Annotated in this window: 17 protein-coding genes; 9 read left to right on the forward strand and 8 right to left on the reverse strand. The window is 60.6% G+C overall.

The window, feature by feature from the left end; genetic code table 11:
- Positions 1 to 41: 41 nt before the first annotated feature.
- The 5 genes from R4P65_RS10630 (at position 42) to R4P65_RS10650 (ending at position 9,016) form a co-directional block, all read left to right on the forward strand.
- Positions 42 to 2,144 (forward strand): hydantoinase/oxoprolinase family protein, encoded by a 2,103-nt coding sequence (locus R4P65_RS10630; protein WP_317826452.1) that lies wholly within the window; start codon positions 42 to 44, stop codon positions 2,142 to 2,144.
- A gap of 10 nt (positions 2,145 to 2,154) precedes the next feature.
- Positions 2,155 to 4,479 (forward strand): hydantoinase B/oxoprolinase family protein, encoded by a 2,325-nt coding sequence (locus tag R4P65_RS10635; RefSeq protein WP_317826453.1) that lies wholly within the window; start codon positions 2,155 to 2,157, stop codon positions 4,477 to 4,479.
- 43 nt (positions 4,480 to 4,522) lie between these two features.
- On the forward strand, positions 4,523 to 6,220 hold the full coding sequence (locus R4P65_RS10640; RefSeq protein ID WP_317826454.1) for a (2,3-dihydroxybenzoyl)adenylate synthase: 1,698 nt from the start codon (positions 4,523 to 4,525) through the stop codon (positions 6,218 to 6,220).
- 389 nt (positions 6,221 to 6,609) lie between these two features.
- Entirely contained in the window at positions 6,610 to 8,193 is a 1,584-nt protein-coding gene (locus R4P65_RS10645; protein WP_317826455.1) for an FAD-dependent monooxygenase, read from the forward strand.
- A gap of 37 nt (positions 8,194 to 8,230) precedes the next feature.
- Complete coding sequence (locus R4P65_RS10650) at positions 8,231 to 9,016, forward strand: TetR/AcrR family transcriptional regulator (RefSeq protein ID WP_317826456.1); 786 nt, start codon at positions 8,231 to 8,233, stop codon at positions 9,014 to 9,016.
- A 143-nt stretch (positions 9,017 to 9,159) separates the two neighbouring features.
- Here R4P65_RS10650 and R4P65_RS10655 read toward each other — a convergent pair whose 3' ends face one another.
- From R4P65_RS10655 to R4P65_RS10675, 5 genes are all read right to left on the reverse strand, one after another.
- Positions 9,160 to 9,600, reverse strand: coding sequence for a DUF1003 domain-containing protein (locus tag R4P65_RS10655; RefSeq protein ID WP_100199295.1), 441 nt, complete (start codon positions 9,598 to 9,600; stop codon positions 9,160 to 9,162).
- A 68-nt stretch (positions 9,601 to 9,668) separates the two neighbouring features.
- Positions 9,669 to 10,406 (reverse strand): SDR family oxidoreductase, encoded by a 738-nt coding sequence (locus R4P65_RS10660; RefSeq protein ID WP_317826457.1) that lies wholly within the window; start codon positions 10,404 to 10,406, stop codon positions 9,669 to 9,671.
- Positions 10,407 to 10,416: 10 nt separating this feature from the next.
- Positions 10,417 to 10,668: a hypothetical protein gene (locus R4P65_RS10665; protein ID WP_019748736.1), complete on the reverse strand. Its 252-nt coding sequence runs from the start codon at positions 10,666 to 10,668 to the stop codon at positions 10,417 to 10,419.
- Positions 10,665 to 11,597 (reverse strand): universal stress protein, encoded by a 933-nt coding sequence (locus R4P65_RS10670; protein ID WP_195791374.1) that lies wholly within the window; start codon positions 11,595 to 11,597, stop codon positions 10,665 to 10,667. Before R4P65_RS10670 ends, R4P65_RS10665 begins: the two co-directional genes overlap by 4 nt.
- A complete protein-coding gene (locus tag R4P65_RS10675) occupies positions 11,594 to 12,112 on the reverse strand; it encodes a flavodoxin domain-containing protein (RefSeq protein WP_317826458.1) in 519 nt (172 codons plus the stop codon). The genes R4P65_RS10670 and R4P65_RS10675 overlap by 4 nt, the downstream gene beginning before the upstream one ends.
- A gap of 244 nt (positions 12,113 to 12,356) precedes the next feature.
- Between R4P65_RS10675 and R4P65_RS10680 the strand changes: the two genes are divergently transcribed.
- On the forward strand, positions 12,357 to 12,731 hold the full coding sequence (locus tag R4P65_RS10680; protein ID WP_021333637.1) for a hypothetical protein: 375 nt from the start codon (positions 12,357 to 12,359) through the stop codon (positions 12,729 to 12,731).
- Between the two features lie 23 nt (positions 12,732 to 12,754).
- On the opposite strand, the gene R4P65_RS10685 is transcribed toward R4P65_RS10680, so the two are convergent.
- From R4P65_RS10685 to R4P65_RS10695, 3 genes are read right to left on the reverse strand one after another with little or no spacing between them, the layout of a single operon-like run.
- Complete coding sequence (locus R4P65_RS10685; protein WP_317826459.1) at positions 12,755 to 16,000, reverse strand: HAD-IA family hydrolase; 3,246 nt, start codon at positions 15,998 to 16,000, stop codon at positions 12,755 to 12,757.
- Entirely contained in the window at positions 15,997 to 16,995 is a 999-nt protein-coding gene (locus R4P65_RS10690) for a zinc-binding alcohol dehydrogenase family protein (protein WP_317826489.1), read from the reverse strand. Before R4P65_RS10690 ends, R4P65_RS10685 begins: the two co-directional genes overlap by 4 nt.
- A gap of 35 nt (positions 16,996 to 17,030) precedes the next feature.
- Complete coding sequence (locus R4P65_RS10695; RefSeq protein ID WP_020907983.1) at positions 17,031 to 17,918, reverse strand: universal stress protein; 888 nt, start codon at positions 17,916 to 17,918, stop codon at positions 17,031 to 17,033.
- A 234-nt stretch (positions 17,919 to 18,152) separates the two neighbouring features.
- Between R4P65_RS10695 and R4P65_RS10700 the strand changes: the two genes are divergently transcribed.
- The 3 genes from R4P65_RS10700 (at position 18,153) to R4P65_RS10710 (ending at position 21,575) form a co-directional block, all read left to right on the forward strand.
- On the forward strand, positions 18,153 to 19,124 hold the full coding sequence (locus R4P65_RS10700; protein ID WP_317826460.1) for an Acg family FMN-binding oxidoreductase: 972 nt from the start codon (positions 18,153 to 18,155) through the stop codon (positions 19,122 to 19,124).
- Positions 19,125 to 19,239: 115 nt separating this feature from the next.
- Entirely contained in the window at positions 19,240 to 19,887 is a 648-nt protein-coding gene (locus R4P65_RS10705) for a response regulator transcription factor (protein WP_020907981.1), read from the forward strand.
- Entirely contained in the window at positions 19,884 to 21,575 is a 1,692-nt protein-coding gene (locus tag R4P65_RS10710) for a GAF domain-containing sensor histidine kinase (RefSeq protein WP_317826461.1), read from the forward strand. Before R4P65_RS10705 ends, R4P65_RS10710 begins: the two co-directional genes overlap by 4 nt.
- Position 21,576: the final 1 nt, after the last annotated feature.

The raw sequence follows: 21,576 nt of genomic DNA on the forward strand, positions 1-21,576 counted from the left end.
GCACTCCGTCGCATTCCCAAGTACGAAGGAGCACAGCGGCAATGGCATATGTAATCGGAGTGGACGTCGGTGGAACCTTCACCGACGCAGTGCTCGACGACGATGCGGGTACGATTGTGGCGGCGAAAGCCCCATCGACACCCCCGGACTATTCGCAGGGTGTCCTCGACGTCCTCGAGGCACTTGCTGAGCAGTTGGGCTGCCCGATCGAAGAGATGCTGGCAAACACCCATCACATCGCGCACGGCACGACGTCGTCGCTCAATGCGCTCGTCATGGGAAACGTGCCACCAGTCGGATTCCTCACGACGAAGGGCCACCGCGACTCCATCTACATCATGAACGTTGAGGGGCGGTATCTCGGCGGTTCGCCCGAACAGCTCCAGAATGTGATGGGCCAGAAGAAGTCTCACGGTCTCGTCCCGAAGAAGCATGCACTCGAAGTGACCGAACGGCTCGATCGTGACGGCAATGTCGTCGTCGCCCTCGACGAGGAGTCTGCCCGCGAGTCCATCCGCGCACTCCTCGCAGATGGAGTGTCGGGGATTGCGGTCTCACTGCTGTGGTCGTTCCGCAATCCTGCTCATGAACAGCGCATTCGAGAACTCGTCCACGAGATCGACCCGACCATGTTCGTCTCCCTGTCGAGCGAGGTGAGCCCACGCATCCGGGAGTTCGCGCGCAACGCGACCACCATCATGAGCACTCAAATCGGGCCCGGACTCCGCGATTACCTCGGCGAACTGGAATCGAAGCTGCGCGAACGCAAACTGGCCGGCCCCCTGCTGGTGATGCAGAGCAACGGCGGTGCTGTCGCAGCGGCCGAGGCACCGAAGAACGCGATCAGCACGGTCGGTTCAGTGTTGACCGGTGGCGTGGTCGGCGCGGTTTCCCTGGGTAAGCAACTCGGCCATCGCAACATCATCGCCACGGACGTAGGTGGCACCACTTTCCTCGTTGGTCTCGTCGTCGACGGTGAGCCCGTCCGGGCGAGCACCACGATCATCAACCATCACCCGATCAACGTTCCCACTCTCGAAGTTCATGCCATCGGCTCCGGCGGCGGTGCTATCGCTTGGGTGGATGCCGGCGGCAATCTCCAGATCGGACCCCATAGCGCCCAGTCGGTACCGGGCCCGGCCTGCTACGGCCAGGGCGGTACCGATCCCACCAACACCGATGCCAACCTTGTGCTCGGGATTCTTCCGGAACGAGGTCTGCTCGGCGGCCGTAAGCCGCTCGACAAGAACCTCGCTCGGGAAGCGATCCGCTCGAAGATCGCAGAGCCCCTGGGTCTTTCGATCGAGGACGCGGCTGCCGCCATCTATGCGGTCCAGAACGCCCAAACCGGTGACCTTTTGCGCAAGACGGTGGTCGAAGCGGGGCACGACCCCCGTGACTTCGTTCTCTACGCCTTTGGTGGTGCCGGCCCAGCACACTGCGCCGCATACGCCGCAGAGGTCGGGGTCAAGGAAGTCATCATCCCGCTCGGTCAAGTTGCTTCTGCTTTCTCGGCGTACGGTCTCGCCTCGTCGAACATCGTGCTCGCGGCCGAACTATCGGACCCGGCAGCGATGCCACTCGACCCGTCCCGAGCCGAGCGTAATTTCGCCCAGCTCGAGACACAGGTGCTCGAGCAACTCAATCGCCAGGGTTTGAACTTCACCGGAGTGGAAGTCGAACGCGAAATCGACATGCGCTACGCGATGCAGCTCGCTGAGGTGGCAACCCCGGTGCCTGAGGGAAGCCTCGATGCAGCAGGGATCCAGCGGGCCTCGGATCTGTTCGAACAGCGGTACGCCGAACTCTACGGAAATGACAGCGGCTTCCGGGAGGCTGGCATACAGGCCATCACCTACCGCGTTCGTGCCACTGGAATCCTGCCGTTCTCACCGGCACTTCCTGACCTCAAATCTGCAGACTCCGCCGATTCCACCCACGCGCGGATCGGTACCCGCAAGGTCTGCCTCGACGGCAAGCTTGGCTTCGTCGACACCGACGTCTACGACTACAGCAAACTGCTCGCTGGGCACGTCCTGTCCGGTCCCGCGATCGTCGAGGTACCCACCACCACCGTCGTCGTCCCGCACGACACCACCGGCACCGTCGACCGCCTCGGCAACCTGAACATTCATCCCAACTAGGAGCTCCGCAATGACCATGCAAATCCCAGGCTCCGAGGTGTTCTCGAGCCGACCGATCGATCCGGACGAACTCGCGCGCACACTTCCCCCGAAGCTGGAAGTTCATAGCGTCACCCAAGAGCAGATCGATAACTTGGACCCGTTGACCTACGAGGTGATCAGGCACCGGCTGTGGTCGGTCACCGACGAAATGGGCGAAGCGCTCAAGCGCATGTCCGGGTCGCCGATCGTCACCGACGCCAACGACTTCGACTTTGCGATCAGCGACGAAATCGGCCAGGAAGTTCAGGTCGGGCTGTACAACACCATGCTCGTCGGTGCCGTAGATCTGGCCATCTACTGGACTCTGAAGCACCGCTCGACAAACCCAGGTATCGCAGAGGGCGACATGTTCTTGTGCAACGACCCCTGGGTCGGCGGCGGACTGCATCAGAGTGATGTGATCGTCTACCAACCGATCTTCCACGAGGGCAAGCTGTTTGCCTGGACCAGTGCGATCTGTCACGAACCCGACCTCGGTGGGTCCGGCCTCGGGTCGTTCGATCCCTCAGCCAAGGATGTCTTCTCCGAATCGCTTCCGACACCACCGATCAAGGTCGTTCGCGACTACGAACTGCAGCGCGACGTCTCCGACGCCTGGGTGCGGCGCTCCCGGGTGCCGATGCTCGTCGGACTGGACCTGCGGGCGAAGATCGGCGCAAACACCGTCGGTCGTAACCGGCTGCTCTCCGTGATCGAACAGTACGGTGCTGACACGGTAAAGGCCGTGATGAAGCGGATGATGGCCGACGCCGAGGGCCGCCTGCGCGGAAAGCTCACTTCGCTACCTGACGGGACCTGGAAGGCCACTGGATACCAGGACCAGTCCCAGATCGGCGACCGCGGAATCCACAAGATCACCGTGGCCATGACCAAGACAGCCGACCATCTCACCTTCGATTTCACCGGCACAGACCCACAGACCGGTGTGATCAACTGTACCTACGCCGGTATGCGCGGCGGCGTCATGCTCGCTCTGCTGCCCATTCTCGCCGGCGACATCCCGTGGTCCGCGGGCGGTCTGATGCGCTGCTTCGACTTGGTCTCCGAAGAGGGCACGATCAACAACGCCACCTTCCCTGCTGCCGTCAGCCGTGGACCTATCGGTCCGGCCTGGCTCACAGGAACTCTGATCGCCGAATGTCTGTCCCAGATGCTGGATCGTTCTGTCGATCTCGGTAAGAGTGTGCAGGCGGCCTGCTGCGGCACCTGGGACACAGCTGTGATCGCCGGCCTCGACGAACGCCCCGAACAATCGGTTCCTTTCCTCAACATCATGATGGAACCCATGGCGGGCGGGTACGGAGCTCGGCCTACCGCCGACGGTATGGATACCGGTGGGCTGTTCTGCATTCCGATGGGTCGCATCCCCGACACCGAGATGACCGAATTTCTCTACCCACTGCTCACGTTGTGGCGCCGTGAGGAACCGGACTCCGGTGGGCCTGGACGTCACCGCGGCGGCGTCAGCGCCTCCATCGCCATTACTCCGTACGGCACCAGCCTGCCGATGGGCCTGGTGCTTGCCTCTGCGGGCAAGGCCGTCGCCCAGAACAACGGCCTCGCAGGCGGATATCCGGGCAACACCGGCGTCGAGGTGCTCGCCCGCAATACCGACATCGTCGAGCAGTTTGCAGCCGGCAGCATTCCCGGCTCGCTCCACGAGCTCGGCGGTTGTCGCGAACTCGGGGCTTGCTATGCAGAGAGCTATGTAGCCCCCGGCGAAGTGCTCTACATGCACTGGCAGGGTGGCGGAGGTTACGGTGACCCGCTCCTACGTGACCCGGCGGCTGTGGCAGCGGACTACCGCGAGGGCAAAGTCACGGCATCCGGAGCCGAAACCGTGTACGGCGTCTTGCTCGTCGACGGTGACGTCGACGAAGAACAGACTTTGGGTCGGCGTGAGGAGATGCGCTCCGAGCGGCGAGAGCGCTCCGGCGACATTCCCGCCGACGGCCCCACACTCGAGCTGGCTGGTGCTCGTCGACTCGACGACAACCTCGTCGAGGTCGCGATCGGAGACACCCGCGCGATTGGCTGCGCTCAGTGTGGTCGTCTACTCGGCGACGACAAGAACAGCACCACCCTCGACCTCGCGCGATTCGAGGGCCCGTCGTCGATCGCCGGCCCACAGGTCACCTCCGACCCCGCCGAGTACGTCGATGCCGCGGTGGTTTTCCGGCAGCTGTGCTGCCCCGGCTGCTGGACCGCCATCTACTCCGGAATCGTTCCCGCCGATCATCCCGATCATGCGCTTGATTTGGCGCGGCTTTTGCCTGCGGTGGCGGATCGGTGATGTTCCGGACAATCGTGATTACGATCAATAGAGGAGGAAAACGGTGACATTCTCGGATTGGGGCGGACGCCTCGTTCCGTTCCCGGAGGAACGTGCACGTCGCTACCGTGACAGCGGCGCATGGAGTTCCGATCCCACGGGGCGGCGACTGCATCAGATTGCTACCCGCTTCCCGGATCGACCGGCCGTGATCGCCGCCGAAGGGCAGATGAGTTTTGCTGAACTGGACCGCCGTACGGACCAGATCGCCGCCGCGCTGATACGACTCGGCCTTCGCCGACTCGATCCGGTCATCTTCCAACTCACCAACCGCCTGGAGACGGTCCTCGCGTGGTACGGCTGCATCAAGGCGGGGCTGGTACCGGTGGCAACGCTGGCGGCGCACCGCATGCACGAGATCGGGCACGTCAGTCGCAAGGTCGGCGCTGTGGCGCACCTCGTCGAGGCTGGTCTGCCCTCCTTCGACCTCGTCGAGTTCGCCCGCGAACACGCTGCCGGACACCCCACGATGCGGCACATCATCAGCGTCGGCGATGTTGCGAGCAACGATCGGGACGAGGTGACTCGACTCGAAGATCTCGGCCTCGACATCGATCCGCACACGGCGCATGCAGTCGTCGAGCAGATCGCAATACAGACCGATCCGAGTGACGTGGCTGCGTTCCAGCTCTCCGGTGGAACCACTGGAGTTCCCAAGGTCATCCCACGAATTCACGCCGAATACTGGAACAACGCGTTGCTGTACGCAGACAGCCTCGGATGGGACGAGAACAGTCGGGTCGCACATTTGATCCCGATCATCCACAATGCCGGCATCTCGTGCGGGTTGCACGCGGCGCACTCGGTCGGAGCGTGCTTGATTCTCGCGACGGCCGATGCTTCGGTTGCGTTCGATCTGATGATACGGTCCGGCGCTACCGAGGTACTGATCGGGCACGGTCACTACCAAGCCGTCATGACACCGGAGTTCGATCTAGCGGCGGTGTCTCTGAAGCGGATCATCCTTTCGGGGGCCAAGGTTCCGCATGAGCTCTTCGAGCGCGTCGACGACGGCGCTGAGCGGTGGGCAGGCCAGCTGTTCGGCATGGCCGAGGGCTTGTTCACAGTTACCCCTCTCGATGCGCCCGCACAAGCTCGACTGACGACGGTGGGTTCGCCGATCTCCTCCGATGACGAGGTACGCATCCTCGAACCGGGATCCGAGACAGAACTCAGGGATGGGGAGGTCGGAGAATTGTGCTGCCGAGGCCCCTACACGATTCCCGGATACTTCGACGCTCCGGATCACAACCGGGATGCCTTCACCTCCGACGGTTTCTACCGAACCGGAGATCTCGGCACGATCACCGAGATCGAGGGCGCGCGTTACCTGTCCATCGAGGGCCGGATCAAAGATCTGATCAACAGGGGTGGGGAGAAGATCAACGCCGAAGAACTCGAACTGCTCCTGTTGGAACATCCTGGGATCGCCAACGTCGCTGTCGTCGCCATGCCGGACCCCCGACTCGGCGAAAGAACGTGTGCGTACGTTGTCGCGACACGCGGTGATGTGCTGCCGCTCAAAGATGTCCAGGAACACTTGGCCCAGCTGGGGGTCGCTAAATTCAAGTGGCCCGAAAGGCTCGAGTGGGTGTCGTCCTTCCCTCAGACGAATGTGGGCAAGATCGACAAGAAGCGTTTGAGGGCCGAGATTGCGGCGAAATTGGTCGATGAATCGGATTCCCGGCCAATCGGGGTTTAGCAAGACACCGGAAGAATCACGGCTGTGAGACGTCGTTGGCGTCTCACAGCCTCTTTCGGAATCTCGACCTTTGCTCGACTACCTACTGGTTCAAAGTTGTTTTTCTGCAATGTCATTGGCTGGACTGGAGCAATGCACTCAGGTTGTTGTGGACGGAATCGGTGCCGGTGTCGTACTCATCATGTCCTCACCTGGCCGGAGTGGTGAGTCCAGTGCGAAGAACCTGAATTTCTTGACTTTTGACGTCCACGTTGAATAATCTACGTACGGGTCAATTTGAGTTCCGCGTTGATGTTTCGTGGACGGCCTGAGGCTAAAAGTTGCCGGTTTGATCATCTGACGTTGGCGACGAATAATCAACGAGTGCGTCACAAAGAGTGGAGTTGGATATGAATCTGGAACGAGTGGCAGTACTAGGTGGCGGACCAGGTGGCCTCTACGCCGCGAGGCTGGTCAAACGCAGTCATCCAGACGCCGATGTGACTGTCTACGAGCAGAGCCGCCCGGATCAGACGTTCGGGTTCGGCGTCGGCTTGGCGTCGCGCACTCAACGGAACTTGCGTGAGGCCGACCCTGCATCGCTCGAAGCCATTGTCGGGGCAGCGCACCCTCACGAGATGTCAATGCAGGTCGGCGACAAAATGGCTACGCTGGCACACGGTGAACTCCTTGCCGTCGCGCGCACCACCCTGCTCGCGGTACTTCAGCAACAAGCGCAAAATGCCGGTGTGCGAATGCATTTCGGCGAACGGCGCGAAGCCGCAGAACTCGATGTGGACCTCGTCATCGCAGCAGACGGAATCAACAGCGCAACACGCACACAGATGGCCGATACCTTCGGCCCTCGCGTAAGTACCGGGGCCGGCCTCTACTTGTGGTGTGGAACCGAGTTTGCACTCCCTCGCGCAATCTTCGTTCCGGTCACCACTGAACACGGCACCTTCGTCGCTCACGCTTACCCGTACGCCGGGGACCGCAGCACTTTCCTCGTCGAAACCGACGAGGAAACATGGCGGCGAGCCGGATTCGATGTCTCCACCGACCGGACAGCTCCCGCTGACAGTGACGGCTTCGCCCTGGAATATTTGCAGCGTGCGTTCGCGGACACCCTCCAAGGCCACCGCCTGATCGGGAACAGAACCCGGTGGACACGTTTTCGTACCATTTCGTGCGAGCGCTGGCACAGCGGCAAGACTGTCCTGCTTGGCGACGCGGCCCATACAGCCCACTACTCCATCGGATCAGGCACCAAACTTGCCATGGAGGACGCCATCGCCCTCGACCATGCACTCATCGCCGCACAGACTGTCGAGGACGCCCTCGTGGCGTACGAAAAGGTGCGGCGGCCCGCTGTCGAATATCTCCAGGAGATCGCGCGGCGCAGCGAACTCTGGTGGGAGTCGTTCCCGGAGCGAATGAACCTGCCACTCGAGCAGCTGATGATCGCCTACATGACCCGCGCCGGGAAAGTCAGCGTCGGCCGCTTTCACGAGTCCGCCCCCACACTGGTTCAAAAGGGGCTTGCGAGCTACGGCAACGTACCTGTCGGCGCGGTACCCCCGACGGACATCGAGGACTGGATCCTCGCGCAATCCCTCGATCATGACCAAGACCGGTTCGAGGACCGTGTCGCGACTTCGGAGCTGCGTGACGCTGGCTCCACCGCAGTGATCAACATTGATTTCGACTCCGCGTGGGGCGTCGAAGCCGCTGACATCGTGGAAACCGCACCCATTGCCCAGGCACTCTGGTTGACAGGACCTCCGTCGCGGGCTGCCGTCCTCACCCGACTCGACCTTGCCGAACGGCTTCGCGGTCGTACGGGGTCCCTGCTCGTAGTCGAAGCACCGTCGTCATGCCGCGAGGACATTGCCGCCGGCCTGGCCAGTGCGCGAATCGACCTCGCATTCTTCGATGAACCCGAATCGATTCCTGCTGATCCGGAGCTCTCCTCGTTCGGGGCCTCGGCGTGAGCGCAAACATCCTCCTCGGCCGGGCTATTCTTCGGGCATGACAAGCGAGGAAGCCGCGGCCAGGCGCCGTTCCCGGGGACGGGGCAAGTTGACCACGACAGATCAGGATGCCATCGAGGGCGCGGCAACCCGCAGCAACCCGCGTCGGGAACTCGTGGAGAAGCAAATAATGGAGCAGGCCACCCGCCTGTTCGCTGAGAAAGGCTTTGCGAGTACGACACTGCAGGACATTGCGGACGCGACCGGCCTGACCCGGCCGGCGCTCTATCATTACGTGGCCAACAAGGACGAACTCCTCTCCCGCCTCGTGAGTGAAAGCACAGAGGCACCCGCGGCTCTTCTGCACGAGATCAATGACCGCCCTGACTTGGGCCCTACCGAAAAACTGCGCCAAATGGCAACAGCCATCGCCCTGCACCAGGCGCAAGGGCCGGACAGATTCCGATTGATCATCCGATCGGAAGCTGAACTCCCCGAGGACATCGCAACCACGTACCACCACAGCCGTCGACATGTGCTCAAGGAATTCATCCGCGTCATCGAGGAAGGAATTCGCGCCGGCGAGATGCGCCCCGTCGACCCCCGTACTGCGGCGCTCGGCGTTATCGGCATGATCAACTGGATCGCCTGGTGGCACCAACCAGGCGACCTCGAGAACGACCGTGCTGTCGCAAACCAACTCGCCGACATGGCATTACATTCGCTCATCCAGGAGAATCCGCATACCGAAACTTCCGAAGGTCCCGCCAGGGCGATTGCCTTGCTTCGCCAGGACCTCAACTATCTGGAGCGGTTACTCGACGAATCTACGGAGTTGGGCTGAGCACTCTGGATTTGTCCTGGCTCGGCCTCTGGGTGAGAGCGGGAAGTGCGAATACCGCTCGACATCGCCAAGGATGACGTTTCATTCTCACTTCGCAAGTGTTCGACGAAACCGGTGAACCCGCCGGGATCGACGCGGTGACGTCACCCTGCGGTGTGTTCCGGAGTGCAGACATGCTTGTGGATCTCCCGCGAGAGTTCCGCGACGGTCTCGGTCAGTGCCGTGTTCGCCTCGATCAACTGTCGGAGTTGATTGGTGTTGTCGAGAGTGTGAACCGCGACTTCACTACTGATGGCATCCGCCCGTTTCGCCGAGATCAACAGAATTGCTCCCTGCATGCCGGCAAGCATCGACAAAAATAGATTCAGCAGAATGAACGGGTAGGGATCGAAACCGGTATTGCCGTTGAACCCTGCCCAGATTCCCATGATCGCGACGAACACGAAGACGAACGGCCACGACCCCATACCGTTGCGGACCACATCGGCCGCACGTTCTCCGCGGGTCAGCTCCGAACCCGTGCGGACTGCGGGATGCAGATGCCACCGATTCTTGTTTCCGAGTCTCATGGTTCTGCGTCTCATGGTTCACCATTGTGCGCTTGCCTCTGGTCGTGTTCAGTTCAGGTCGATTATCCTCGGTATTCTTTCGGCTACGAGCGCGGTCGCCCCGCAGAGTACCCACCGTCGACGACAAATTCTGTGCCGGTGGAGTACGTCGCTTCGCTGACGATGAAGCGCACTGTCGATGCTATCTCGTTCGGACTTCCGAGACGCGGGATAGGCTGATCGGAAACGAAGGGCAAACCGCCGAAATCATTTGTCGCTGAGCCTTGTATCGGTCCGGGATGAACGGAACAAACTCGCACGTTGTTACCGCACAGGTCGAGGGCCGCCGCCTTGGTAAGTCCTCGGAGGCCCCATTCGCTGGCAACGTAAGCACCCATTCCCTGGTATCCGGTCAGGCCCGCTGCGGAGGAGATGTTCACGATTGCACCTCCGCCCGCGGTTGTCAGGGACTTTGCAGCACAGTGTATTCCGAGCCATGCTCCGTACAGGTTGGTATTCAGAACATGTTTGAACTGCGTGGGGCGTTGTAGTTGCACGCTTCCAGGCTCGATGATTCCGGCATTGTTGACGAGGACGGACAGATGTCCGTAAGTTGACTCGGCTGTGTCGATGGCGGATTCCCAACTCTCCGGTTGTGTCACGTCGAGACGCTGGAACGCCACGCGGTCACCGAGTTTCGATGCTGTAGCGTTTCCTTCTCCTTCGAGGAGGTCGCCGATGAGGACTCCGAACCCTTCTTCGGACAGGGCTTTGGCGATGGCCGCACCAACCTGGCCCGCTCCTCCGGAAATGAGAGCGCTTCTTCCGTCGTGGTCGGTCATGCGTAGCCCCTCAGTTGAAGTTGTCGGCCTTGCTGTCGAGATAGCTGATGATGCGTTGCCGCGCCAGTCGTTCGCTGAGTTCAGGTCGGGCTTGCGGTGTTGTCCAGGACAGATCGTCGAGGCAGCCCATCATGACGATGTTGATGCATTCCGCCGAGATGAGTCCCTTGAACTCCGCGTCGAGTCGATTGACCGTGGCGGAGTATTGGTTGCGGTCCGACGGCGAGTTCGGTGGCGATTGGGGTTCGAGGTGCGTTGTCACTTGTTCTGGTCCTTCTGGCGGATCGGGGACGAAACGATCAGCAACGGGCAGGACACTGTGTGCATGAGACGGCGACTCGTGGAGCCGAGTAACATCGATGAGAATCCGCCCCGTCCTCGCCGACCCACGAGGACGAGTTGCGCTGATTTCGATTCGATTTCCAATTGCCTTGCAGGATTGTCACGTACGACGACACATCGAACGGCGACGTCGGGGTACTCCTCCCGCCACCCCGCAAGCCTTTCCGCCAAGACCGCATGCTCGGCGGTTGAGATCGTGTCCCAGTCCAGCGATACACCGTCAGGGTCGGAGCGAAACACGGTTGTAAGGTCGGAGTCGCTCCAGGCATGGACTGCAGTGAGCTCCACTCCGTGGAGTGAAGCGGTCTCGAACGCTTCGGCAATCGCGGGTTCGCTGTTCTCTGTCCCGTCGATACCCACCACTATCGGGCCGCTCATCTGCGGCTGTTTCGACTTCGGGACGTTTCGGATGACTGCGACAGGCACGTTCGAATGGAGAACCACAGCCGCGCTGACGGAGCCGAGTATCGCGTCGGCGAATTGATTGAGCCCGTGTGATCCGACGACAAGCATCGCTGCCGTGCGGGATTCGTCAAGGAGTGCTTCTACACCGTTTCCGAATCTCAGCTTGTCGACGATCTGTAATTCTCTGTCTCCCAGCGTCGCTGCGGACAGCAGCGCCTCGGAACGAGCTGTGGAGAGTCGTTCGCGACCAACAGTTCGTTGGTCTGGAAACCGTGGTGCACCGAGTTTGACAGCACCGCCGAAAGTGTCTGCTTCGACAGGCATCACGGACAGTAAGTGGAGCGGTCGAGTGCGAAGTACGGCTTCTCGGGCCGCCCATCGAACTGCGGAAAGCGCCGGTGCCGACCCGTCGACACCCACCACGATTGGTGCTCCGCGGTTCATGATGTCTCCTCTGATTCGAAATGCCGTGTGGTGCGAGCTGTCCCGAGGATCGACTCAGCCCAGGAGCGAACCGAAGCCCAATCCCGGAAGTCGCCTTCAGGCGCGTGAACGACTCGTACGGCTACTCGTTCACCGAACCCCAATCCTTCGCGGTCGAGTTTGCCTGCGAAGGATTTGTGTTCGACTGCACCGGTTTTCTCCATCAAGATGGCAATGTCGGACGGAACACCGGTCGTGGATTCGCCCGAACCGATCGGTCCCGAGGAGAACAGCCAAACCTGGCGAAGCCGCAATGCATCCGAGAAGCGTTTGGTGAATTCCTCTGCGTCCTTCATCCAGTGCCCCATATAGATCGCGCTCCCGAGAACTATCGTGTCGTACTCGGTGAGTTCGAGAACGTCGTCGGGGTGACGGCGGTCTGCATCCATTCCGCTCTCTCGCAGGGATTTTGCGAGGAAATCTGCGATTTCGCTTGTCGAACCGTGGCGGCTTGCGGCCGTGACCAGTGTTTTCATCCAGTGCTCCGCTCGGGAATCAACACGGTGATTGCTCACATGCACTCGCCGTGCTCGGGTGATCGTGATTCGAATTGTGCCGGGGTCAGGACTTCCTGGTCAGGGCCGCGAGGTGCACGAAAAAGGGTCTTTCGGCCTTCTGATCCGTGTGCCGCCGACACCTGTGGTGGTGGTTGTTGTGCGCTAGCGTCGACGGCAGAGAGCGACTCGACTCGACCGGTACGACTGCTCAGGAGGCCCGGCAATGAATCAACCGAAAATTGCGCGTTTGGTGAGCGAGACAGGGGATACGGTGACGGTCTCAGGGGGAGAGGGCGCAGTCAGGTCCTTCCCGGTCGGGGTATGGATGCTGACAGATGGTCAGCGGGTAGTGATCGTGGGTGAAGGTGGACCACTGTCGACGGCGACAGTCGACGGCAGCGCCCTGGTCGCTGCGGTTCATGCGCGATGGCCTGGCGCTGTCGTCCTCGAGAGGATGCCTGTCACGGGCAGCGCTGCTGACCCGAGAGCGTATTCGGCCAGGTATGTCGAGGTTCGCGATGACGGCTCCCACGGCGAGCCTGCGTATGCGGATCTGTCCGACGCCGGATTCGCCCTGGGGTCGATCGACGCCTCGTGACAGCCCCTAGCTGTTCGGACCCCCTAGCTGTTCGAGCTCCCTGGCTGTTCGGACTCCACGGTGACCGACGAGCCTGCAGCAAAGGTGTAGCTGGTGTCGTCGATCGAAAGTGCGATCGGTGGGACATCTTTCGTCTCCGATGTCACAGTCACAGCCGAATGGGTGCACTGGATTCGAAGACGGTGGCCACGGTAATAGATCGTGAAGGCAAGTTCACGCAGCTCGACGGGTAATTGCGGATGCAGCCACAGAATATCGTCCCGAAAATCGAGCCCTGTGTAGCAGCGTTCGAGAATATCGATCGCGCCCGCCATCGCTCCGAGATGGATTCCTTCCCTGGTACTTCCGCTCCGAGCGTCGGACAGATCCGCGGCCAGTGCATCGCGGAGCATGGCCCACGACTGTGATCGGTTGCCTCGCACAAGGACCCAGGTGTGGGAAATTCGGCTCAGTGTCGAACCGTGCGTCGTACGCTCGAGGTAGTAATCGATCATCTCCGGGATCACGGAGGGATAGAACTCGTACCCCAATCGCGTGATCAACTCAGTCAGTTCCTCAGCGGTGAATACGTAGAGCAACATGAGGATGTCTGCCTGTTTCGAGGCCTTGTAGTGGATCGGTGAGTCTCCCTCTGCCTCGAATATGAGATCCAGGCGGCCGATGTCCCCGTATCGTGACCGGTAGTCGGCCCAATCCAGCTCGGTCAACGCGCCGAAACCCTCGAATTGACTGATCAGGCCGTTGTCGAGGAAAGTCAGGCGCAGTCGCCTGCTCAGTCGGTCCCACGACACCAACTCCTCGTCGGTCACATCGAGGCGCCCAGGGAAGTATCGGTTGTCATTCCGGAGTACCCGAACCGCCTCGACCGCACGTATGAGCGACCATTCCGTCATGACGTTCACGTATGCGTTGTTGTCGATCCCGGTGCCGGGGCGGTCGGGATAGCCGTCATGGAATTCGTCTGGGCCCATGACACCGCGGATATCGTATCTGTCGCTGCTCGCGTCGTATTCGGACTTTGCCATCCAAAATCGCGCATTCTCAATGAGTAGATCGACCCCGTGATTACCGAGAAATTCCAGATCGGTTGTCGTTTGCCAATATCGCCAGACATTGTGGGCGATGGCGAGGTTGACGTGGTACTGGCGACGAGAGTGATCGGGCATCCAGCGGGCAGACCTCGGGTTGAAGAGGAAGGACGGTGTTTCTTCTCGACCGTCGCTGCCGCTTTGCCAAGGAAAGAGAGCGCCGTGCAGGTTCAACCCTTGGGCGTTTCGGCGCGCCCGGGCCAACCGCCGGCACCGATAGAGCAGCAACGACGATGTCAACTCCGGAAGCCGACGCGTCAGGATTGGCACAACGAACAATTCATCCCAGAAGACGTGACCGCGGTATGCCTCGCCATGGAGTCCTCGAGCGGGAACTCCGACGTCGAGATCTGTCGTGTGGGTCGACAGTGTCTGAAGTACGTGAAGGAGTAATACATTCGTCGCCAGAGCGGTGGAGTCTTCGGTAGCGAGTGTTATGCCGAATTGGTTCCAGAGCCAGTCCCAAGCGGCGCAGTGGCGTCGAAACAGTGCGCCGTGATTCTCTGCTTCCTGGACTCGTCGCCACGCGGCGGACTTTGGATCGAGTGTTGACTTATCGCGGGAGGTGAAGAGCGCCGACGTCTTCTCGACAGTGACGGGTTTGGCGACCGTGATTCGGCAGCGGATGACCTGCACGATTCCAGTGTGGTCTGTGTTCACGCGGCGGTTGTGTTGCGTGGTTGATCCGTCGACGTCGGTCAGGCGGAGACGCTCGGCTTGGGTGATGCGGATGTGGGAGCTAGTGGTTTGGACCGTTGCGGAAATGCATTGGTCGTCGACGGTATCCAAAGCGAGGACTTCGAGATGTTTTTTGGCCAGTTTCGAATAGTCCGGAACATTGTTGTTGACGACGTCGGTGGTGATCCCGGATGCGATGTCGATCGATCCATCCCAGTTTTCGGCTGCGACGGTCATGGTGATCGCGGCTACGTGTGGATCGTCCATCGATACGATCCGGCGTTGTCGAATTCGAGTGACGCGACCGCGCGTATCGCGGAATACACTTTCTCTGGAACAGATTCCGTGCTCGAGATCAACTGCTTCGTGGTGGTGCGTGACAAGCGCTGATGGGGATTGGAGCAGTTCTCCGTCGGGACCGGTGACGGTTAATGTCGTCCAGTCCGGCAGATTGACCACGCTTTCGTCCTCGCGTACGTGTCCGTCCACATCCGAGGTGAGTCGGTTGTAACACCCCGCGACATAGGTGCCGGGATAGTGGAGGCCGTCATCGTGGGACTCAGACAACGCGCCTCGCGTGGCAAAGTAGCCATTTCCCACGGTCGACATGGTCTCGCGAAGGCCAGTGGCGCTCGGATCTATCCCGCGATATTCGAGTGTGGAGTTGGGCTGATTTCCTGATCTGCAGAGTCTGCATCCAGGATCGTGGTTATCGCCTTCGCGCGCTGTGGCAGTGACGAAGTGGAAGTTGACCTCGCCGATGGCGGTGACGGCGAGGTCGGCGCCGTTCTCGGTGAGAGAGTCGAGATTTTCGCTTGGACCAAGACCGATTCGCAGACCGAACCCACCGGATCGGGCGGCGCGGATTCCAGCGATCGAGTCTTCGACGACGACGCATTCGGCTGGCGGGATCGACAGTCTTCGTGCGGTTTCCAGATAGGTGTCTGGATCCGGTTTGCCGTCCAACCCGAGTAGTGCAATGTCGGCGCCGTCGAGTCGGATGTCGAAATAGTCAGAGACACAGGCGTTCTCGAGTACTCGTCGCGCGTTTTTACTTGCCGACACCACAGCAGTGAGTACGCCGGCGGCGCGTAGTTGCTGAATCCACCTCACGGTCGGGACGATCACCCCGACTCCTTCTCGTTCGAGTTCCGCGAGGAAGAATCGGTTTTTGCGTTCGAGGAGATTGTTGACGGTAGTGGCATCGGGAGGATCGTCGGGATGCCCCAGGGGAAGTTCGATTTTCCGCGATTCGAGGTATGACCGGAGGCCTTTCTGTCTTTCTTTGCCGTCGATGAATTCTCGATAGTCCTCGTCGTCGAGTTCCACATCGCCGACGTCGCCGTGCGCGCTCAATTCGTGAAACAGACGCCCCCAGGCGGCTCGATGGGTATGTCGGGTGTCGGTCACGACACCGTCCATGTCGAACAAGACAGCGCGAAAGACGCGTCTACGAATGACCACCGACGCGTGTTCGGAGGTCGCCGCGCGCCAGATGGTCATGGCACCAGCACTGCTGCGCCAGTGACTCGATCTGCCGCCAAGTCTTCCAGTGCCCGATTCGCTCCGCTGAGTGGATAGGGCATGGTGCTGACGCGGAGGTGATGATTGTCTGCGAATTCGAGAAACTCCTGTGCATCTCGCCTGGTATTCGAAGTTACCGAGCGAACCTCGCGTTCGTAGAACAGGTGCTTCTGGTAGTTCAGTACAGGCACATCCGTGAGGTGTATTCCGGCGATCGACAGGACGCCGGCTCGGTCCAGTGCTTCGAGGGCAGTGGGAACGAGATCACCGACTGGCGCGAAAAGGATTGCCGAATCGAGCAGTTCCGGTGGATGGTCGTATGCACCTTGCACCGATGCGGCTCCGAGATCGTGGGCCAGTTCGCGCGCGGATCTGCTGCGCGTCATCACATGCACCTGTGCGCCTCGAGCAAGTGCGACCTGCGTCGCAAGGTGTGCACTTGCACCGAAACCGTAAACTCCCAGCCGCCCACCTTCCGGCAGGTCGGCACGCTGGAGCGCACGGAATCCGATGATTCCCGCACAGAGTAGCGGTGCGAGTTCGTTGTCCGTGTACCCAGACGGGAGTTTGAGTGCGAATCCTTCTGATATAGAAGTATATTCGGCAAATCCACCGTTGACATCCCAGCCGGTATAGGTGGAGTTCGGGCACAGGTTCTCAGCGCCGCGTAGGCAGTAGCGACACACACCGCACGTCGAGTGAAGCCACGGAATCCCCACACGGTTACCGGGCTTGAAGGCGTCGACGGCCGTCCCGACCGCCTCGACGAGCCCGACAACTTCGTGACCCGGTACGACATTGCGTCGGTGAACCGGAAGGTCGCCAACGGCGACGTGGAGGTCGGTGCGGCACACTCCGCACGCGAGAACACGAACAAGTAGTTCATTCGCGCCGATTTCCGGGCGGGGGACCAGTCGCCTTACAAGAGGATGCGTCCCGAGCGAACCGGGGGAGTCGACATGCCACGACATCATCCACTCGTCGGAGGGCGTGCGGGGTGTCATCTCGATCATCGATGGCTGTTGACGACCAACACCGGACAGTGCGCGTCGTGGAGGACCTCTCGACAGGTGCTCCCGAGAAGCATGCCGCTGAATCCGCCGCGGCCGCGGCGTCCCAGAACTACCAACTGTGCCCGCTCGGTGTGGTGGACGAGATTTTGACCCGGCTTGTCCTTGACTACGACAGTATTTACTGGAACATCGGGGTAACGATCACCGAATCCGGCCAGGCTCTCGGCGAGCAGTGCGCGTTCGGTGTCTTGGCGGGCTCGCCAATCGACCTCGCGAAACTTCGAGAAGACAACGTCGAGAACTACGTCCGACCAGGCATGGACGGCGACCAACTCGACGCCACGTAGTGACGCTTCCTCGAAGGCAGTTGCGATGGCTGGTTCGCTGTGTACGCTGCCGTCGACCCCGACTACTACAGGGCGAACGGAGACGTCCTCGTCGCCGCCGAGTCCTCGGACGACGGCGACCGGGCACAGTGAATGCACTGCCAGCGACGAACTTACCGAACCCAGGAGACCTCCGGTGTATTCACCGTGTCCGCGGCTTCCGACGACGATGACCCGGGCAGTCTTGGAGATTTCACGGAGCACCGGTATGGGTGGATCCGAAGCCAATTCGACGTCGATCTGGACTGTTCGTTCGCCGATCGCTTGTTTCGCCAGTTCGGTGGCCTCGGCAAGTCGTTTTTTGGCGGCTGCTTCTTGTTCGTCGAAATAGAAGGCCGGCATCCCGATGGGTACGCCATAGGTGGTGGGAGTGAACATCGTCGTCAGCAGGAGTAAGGGTGCAGCTCGGAGGGCGGATTCGTGAGCGCCCCACCACACTGCGTCCCGTGACTGCGAAGATCCGTCATACCCGACAACAACGGGTGGATTGATTTTCACAACTGATCTCCTTCTCGTCGGAACGGATGTCAACTGGCCGTGACCGAATCCTTCGTGAACGAGGCTGCCGATGGCAGAGGAGAAAGTCATTTTCGGTGTCACCAGTCGGATTGGGCCGACCTTCACAGGGCCGGCGTTGCGGTGACCATTGGCACTTATGCAGAGCGGACGACCCTGAGACGCTACTACTGAGAGCGGCACGTACGACTTCGGGCCGCTGAGATCGGAGGAGACATGAACCTCACCAAACCGGATTCGAGTGTCGTACAGCTCGCCGTCGATCTCGCGTGTCGGGCGCCGTCCTTGCACAACAGCCAACCGTGGCGGTGGACGTACGCCGACGGGCGGTTACAGCTGTTCGGCGATCACCGTAGACTTCTCCGGGCAGCTGACCCGACCGGACGGCAACTGCATATCAGTTGCGGCGCCGCACTCGATCACCTCCGAGTGGGCCTGCTGGGGCTACGTTGGAGTGCCGACATTCACTACGAAGACCGCGGAGTCTCCCCGAATCTATTTGCCACGGTAGAGTTTCGACACGATGCGCGGCCGCGCTCGCACGACTTCGACATGCTCGCCGCGATACGTCGGCGGCGCACCGACCGCCGCGCTTTCGGGATGTTCGACGCAATCGACGAGCTGACCGACTGTGTGGCGGAAGTAGGTCGCAAACTCGACGTCGGCGTAACGGTAATGGACTCGGATCAACGAGCCGGTCTGCTTCGCGCAACCGAAGCGTCGGCCGCTGCTCGCCGATATGATTCCGAGTATCAAGCGGAGTTGCATTGGTGGGCTGGGCATTCCATGTCCTCGGGTGGAATTCCGGAGACTTCGCTTGTTTCCGGTGGTGGCAGCGTCCCCATCGCCCGGACTTTTCCCGCGCGCCGTAATGCCGCGATGGGGGACCAAGGCGCAATCGACGAATCGACGGTATTGGCAATTGGCACAACCACTGACACCCGGCGCGACTGGCTGCGGTGTGGTCAGGTGCTCTCGTCGATACTGCTCGAAGCGACGGTTCGGGGCGCGGCGACTTGTTCACTGTCACACATGACCGAAGTGCCTGGCAGTCGTGCTCTGCTCAACCAGTTGGTGCCGGAAGTCGGCGTTCCTCAGATGCTGGTTCGTATCGGGCGCGCGCCTGGCGGCACTCCGCCCGTCATGACCACTCGCAGGTCGATGTCCGAGGTCCTTACCGTGACGTGACGAACTTGTCGGGAAACACCCGTTAGGTGCAGTGACGTCCGCGTTCGCTGATTCGTTCGTCGGGCTATGGGTAGTCGTTGAGTGCGTGCTGCGTGAGGTGAGGACGGATGATCACATGACCGACGTATTTCTGGTGGACGATCACGAGGTTGTGCGCCGTGGCCTCGTGGAGTTACTCGAGGGAGACCCGGGGCTGAGGGTAGTAGGGGAGGCGTCGAATTATGCCCACGCGATGGCACGAATACCTGCTCTGAAACCAGACGTGGCTGTTCTCGATGTTCGGCTTCCGGATGGAAACGGGATCGAACTGTGTCGCGAGTTGTTGTCGAAGTTGCCTGCATTGCGATGCCTCATCCTCACCTCGTTCGAAGACGATCAGGCGATGCTCGATGCGATTCTGGCCGGTGCCAGTGGCTACGTGGTCAAGGACATCAAGGGACTGGACTTGGCCAGGGCGGTGCGAGATGTCGGCGCGGGGAAATCGTTGCTCGACAACAGAGCTGCTGCGGCGTTGATGGCGAAATTGCGTACCGATGCGGCTGACAAGAACGGCCCATTCGAGGAACTGAGCCAGCAGGAGCGCGTATTGCTGGGATTACTTGGTGAAGGCCTGACGAATCGACAGATTGCGGCGCGAATGTTTTTGGCGGAGAAGACCGTGAAGAATTACGTTTCCCGTTTGTTGAGCAAACTCGGCGTGGAGCGTAGAACTCAAGCGGCGATACTGGCAACGAAGATGCACGAGCACCTTCCGCAGCCATGACTCACTCCGAGCCGGGTTCTGAAGCTCATGCCGGAATGGTACCGAACGACTTCGGCGTGCCGTCCGGCGAAGGCATTCATGTCGACGGACTTCTCGAAGCTCTACTGGCGGTCTCGGCAGGACTCGACTTGGATACGACTCTGCGTACGATCGTCAAATCCGCTATCGCGTTGGTCGATGCCAGGTTCGGTGCACTCGGAGTGGTCGGCGACAGTGAGGAACTGAAGCAATTCGTCTACGAAGGAATCGACGAGACCGGGCGGGAACTGATAGGTGACCTCCCCCGCGGACGCGGTGTGCTCGGCGCCCTGATCTCTGATCCGAAGCCACTGCGGTTGGATGATCTGTCAAAACATGAGGCCTCCGTGGGTTTCCCCGACCATCATCCGCCGATGAAAACCTTTCTCGGCGTACCGATACAGACTCGTGGCCAGGTGTTCGGCAATCTCTACCTCACCGAGAAGTCGAACGGGCGAGCTTTCACCGCGCACGACGAGATGATCGTTCTCGCGCTCGCATCGGCCGCCGGCATCGCGATCGACAACTCCCAGCTGTACGCCCTGACGAAAATGAAACAAGAATGGCTGCTCGCGACCGGCGAGGTAACGACAGCATTGTTGGCCGGCGCCGATGCGCTCGGGGTTCTCCAACTGATCGCAGACAAGTCGTTGTCACTCACTTCATCTGACTGCGCATTTCTGGCGGTACCTCCGGATCCTGAGCTGACGGGAGTAGCGACCGCCGAGTTGGTGGTCACTGTCGCGAGTGGGCTTGATTCCGAAACCTTGGTCGGACACGGAATTCCGTTGGACTTCTCCACATCGGGCGCGGTCTACCGGAACAAATTTCCGATTGTGACGGAGTCATTGGAATTCGATCCGGGGTTCGGTGAGGGACATGACTACGGACCTGCGATCGTGCTGCCACTTCGAGACGGACAACAGGTTCGAGGAGTCCTGGCGGTATTGAAATTGCTTGGGGCGGAGCAATACGGAGCGGATCAGTTGGCGTCCATGTCGGCCTTTGCCGATCAAGGGGCTGTTGCACTGCGGCTGGCAGACAATCAACGGCGAATGGCAGAACTCGACATACTTGCTGACCGTGATCGGATCGCGCGTGATCTCCACGATCACGTGATTCAGCGAATCTTTGCTGTCGGATTGTCTGTTCAAGGCACGCTCCAGCGGACGCGGGCTCCTGACATACATCAAAGGCTCAGTGGGACCATCGACGACTTGCAGGACATCATTCAAGACATTCGCCGTGCCATCTTCGACTTGCATGCGACCGAGGACGGCGCCCCTTCACTTCGGAGTCGCCTGAACCAAGTTGTCGCCGAGACGAGCGCTGACACCGATCTGCGGGTAACGGTCCAAGTAAGGGGCCCACTGTCTGTCGTCGATCCGTCTCTGGGCGAGCAAGCTGAGGCGGTGGTGCGAGAGGCGCTCAGCAATGTGGTCCGACACGCGCAGGCGTCCACCGTAGCGATCGTCATAGATGTGCACGATTCATTGACCGTCACGATCGCCGATGACGGAATCGGCTTGCCACCAGGTGCACATCGGCGCGGGCTGAAGAATCTGTGCGAGCGAGCATTCGCCTTGGGTGGGACCTTTGACGCACAGTCCCCTGATGGCGGCGGTACAACTCTCGTCTGGTCGGTTCCCCTTCCTGATGGGAACGAGTGAC

It is taken from the genome of Rhodococcus sp. IEGM 1318 (assembly GCF_033142465.1).
In the GTDB taxonomy this organism is placed as follows: Bacteria; Actinomycetota; Actinomycetes; order Mycobacteriales; family Mycobacteriaceae; genus Rhodococcus_F; species Rhodococcus_F qingshengii_B.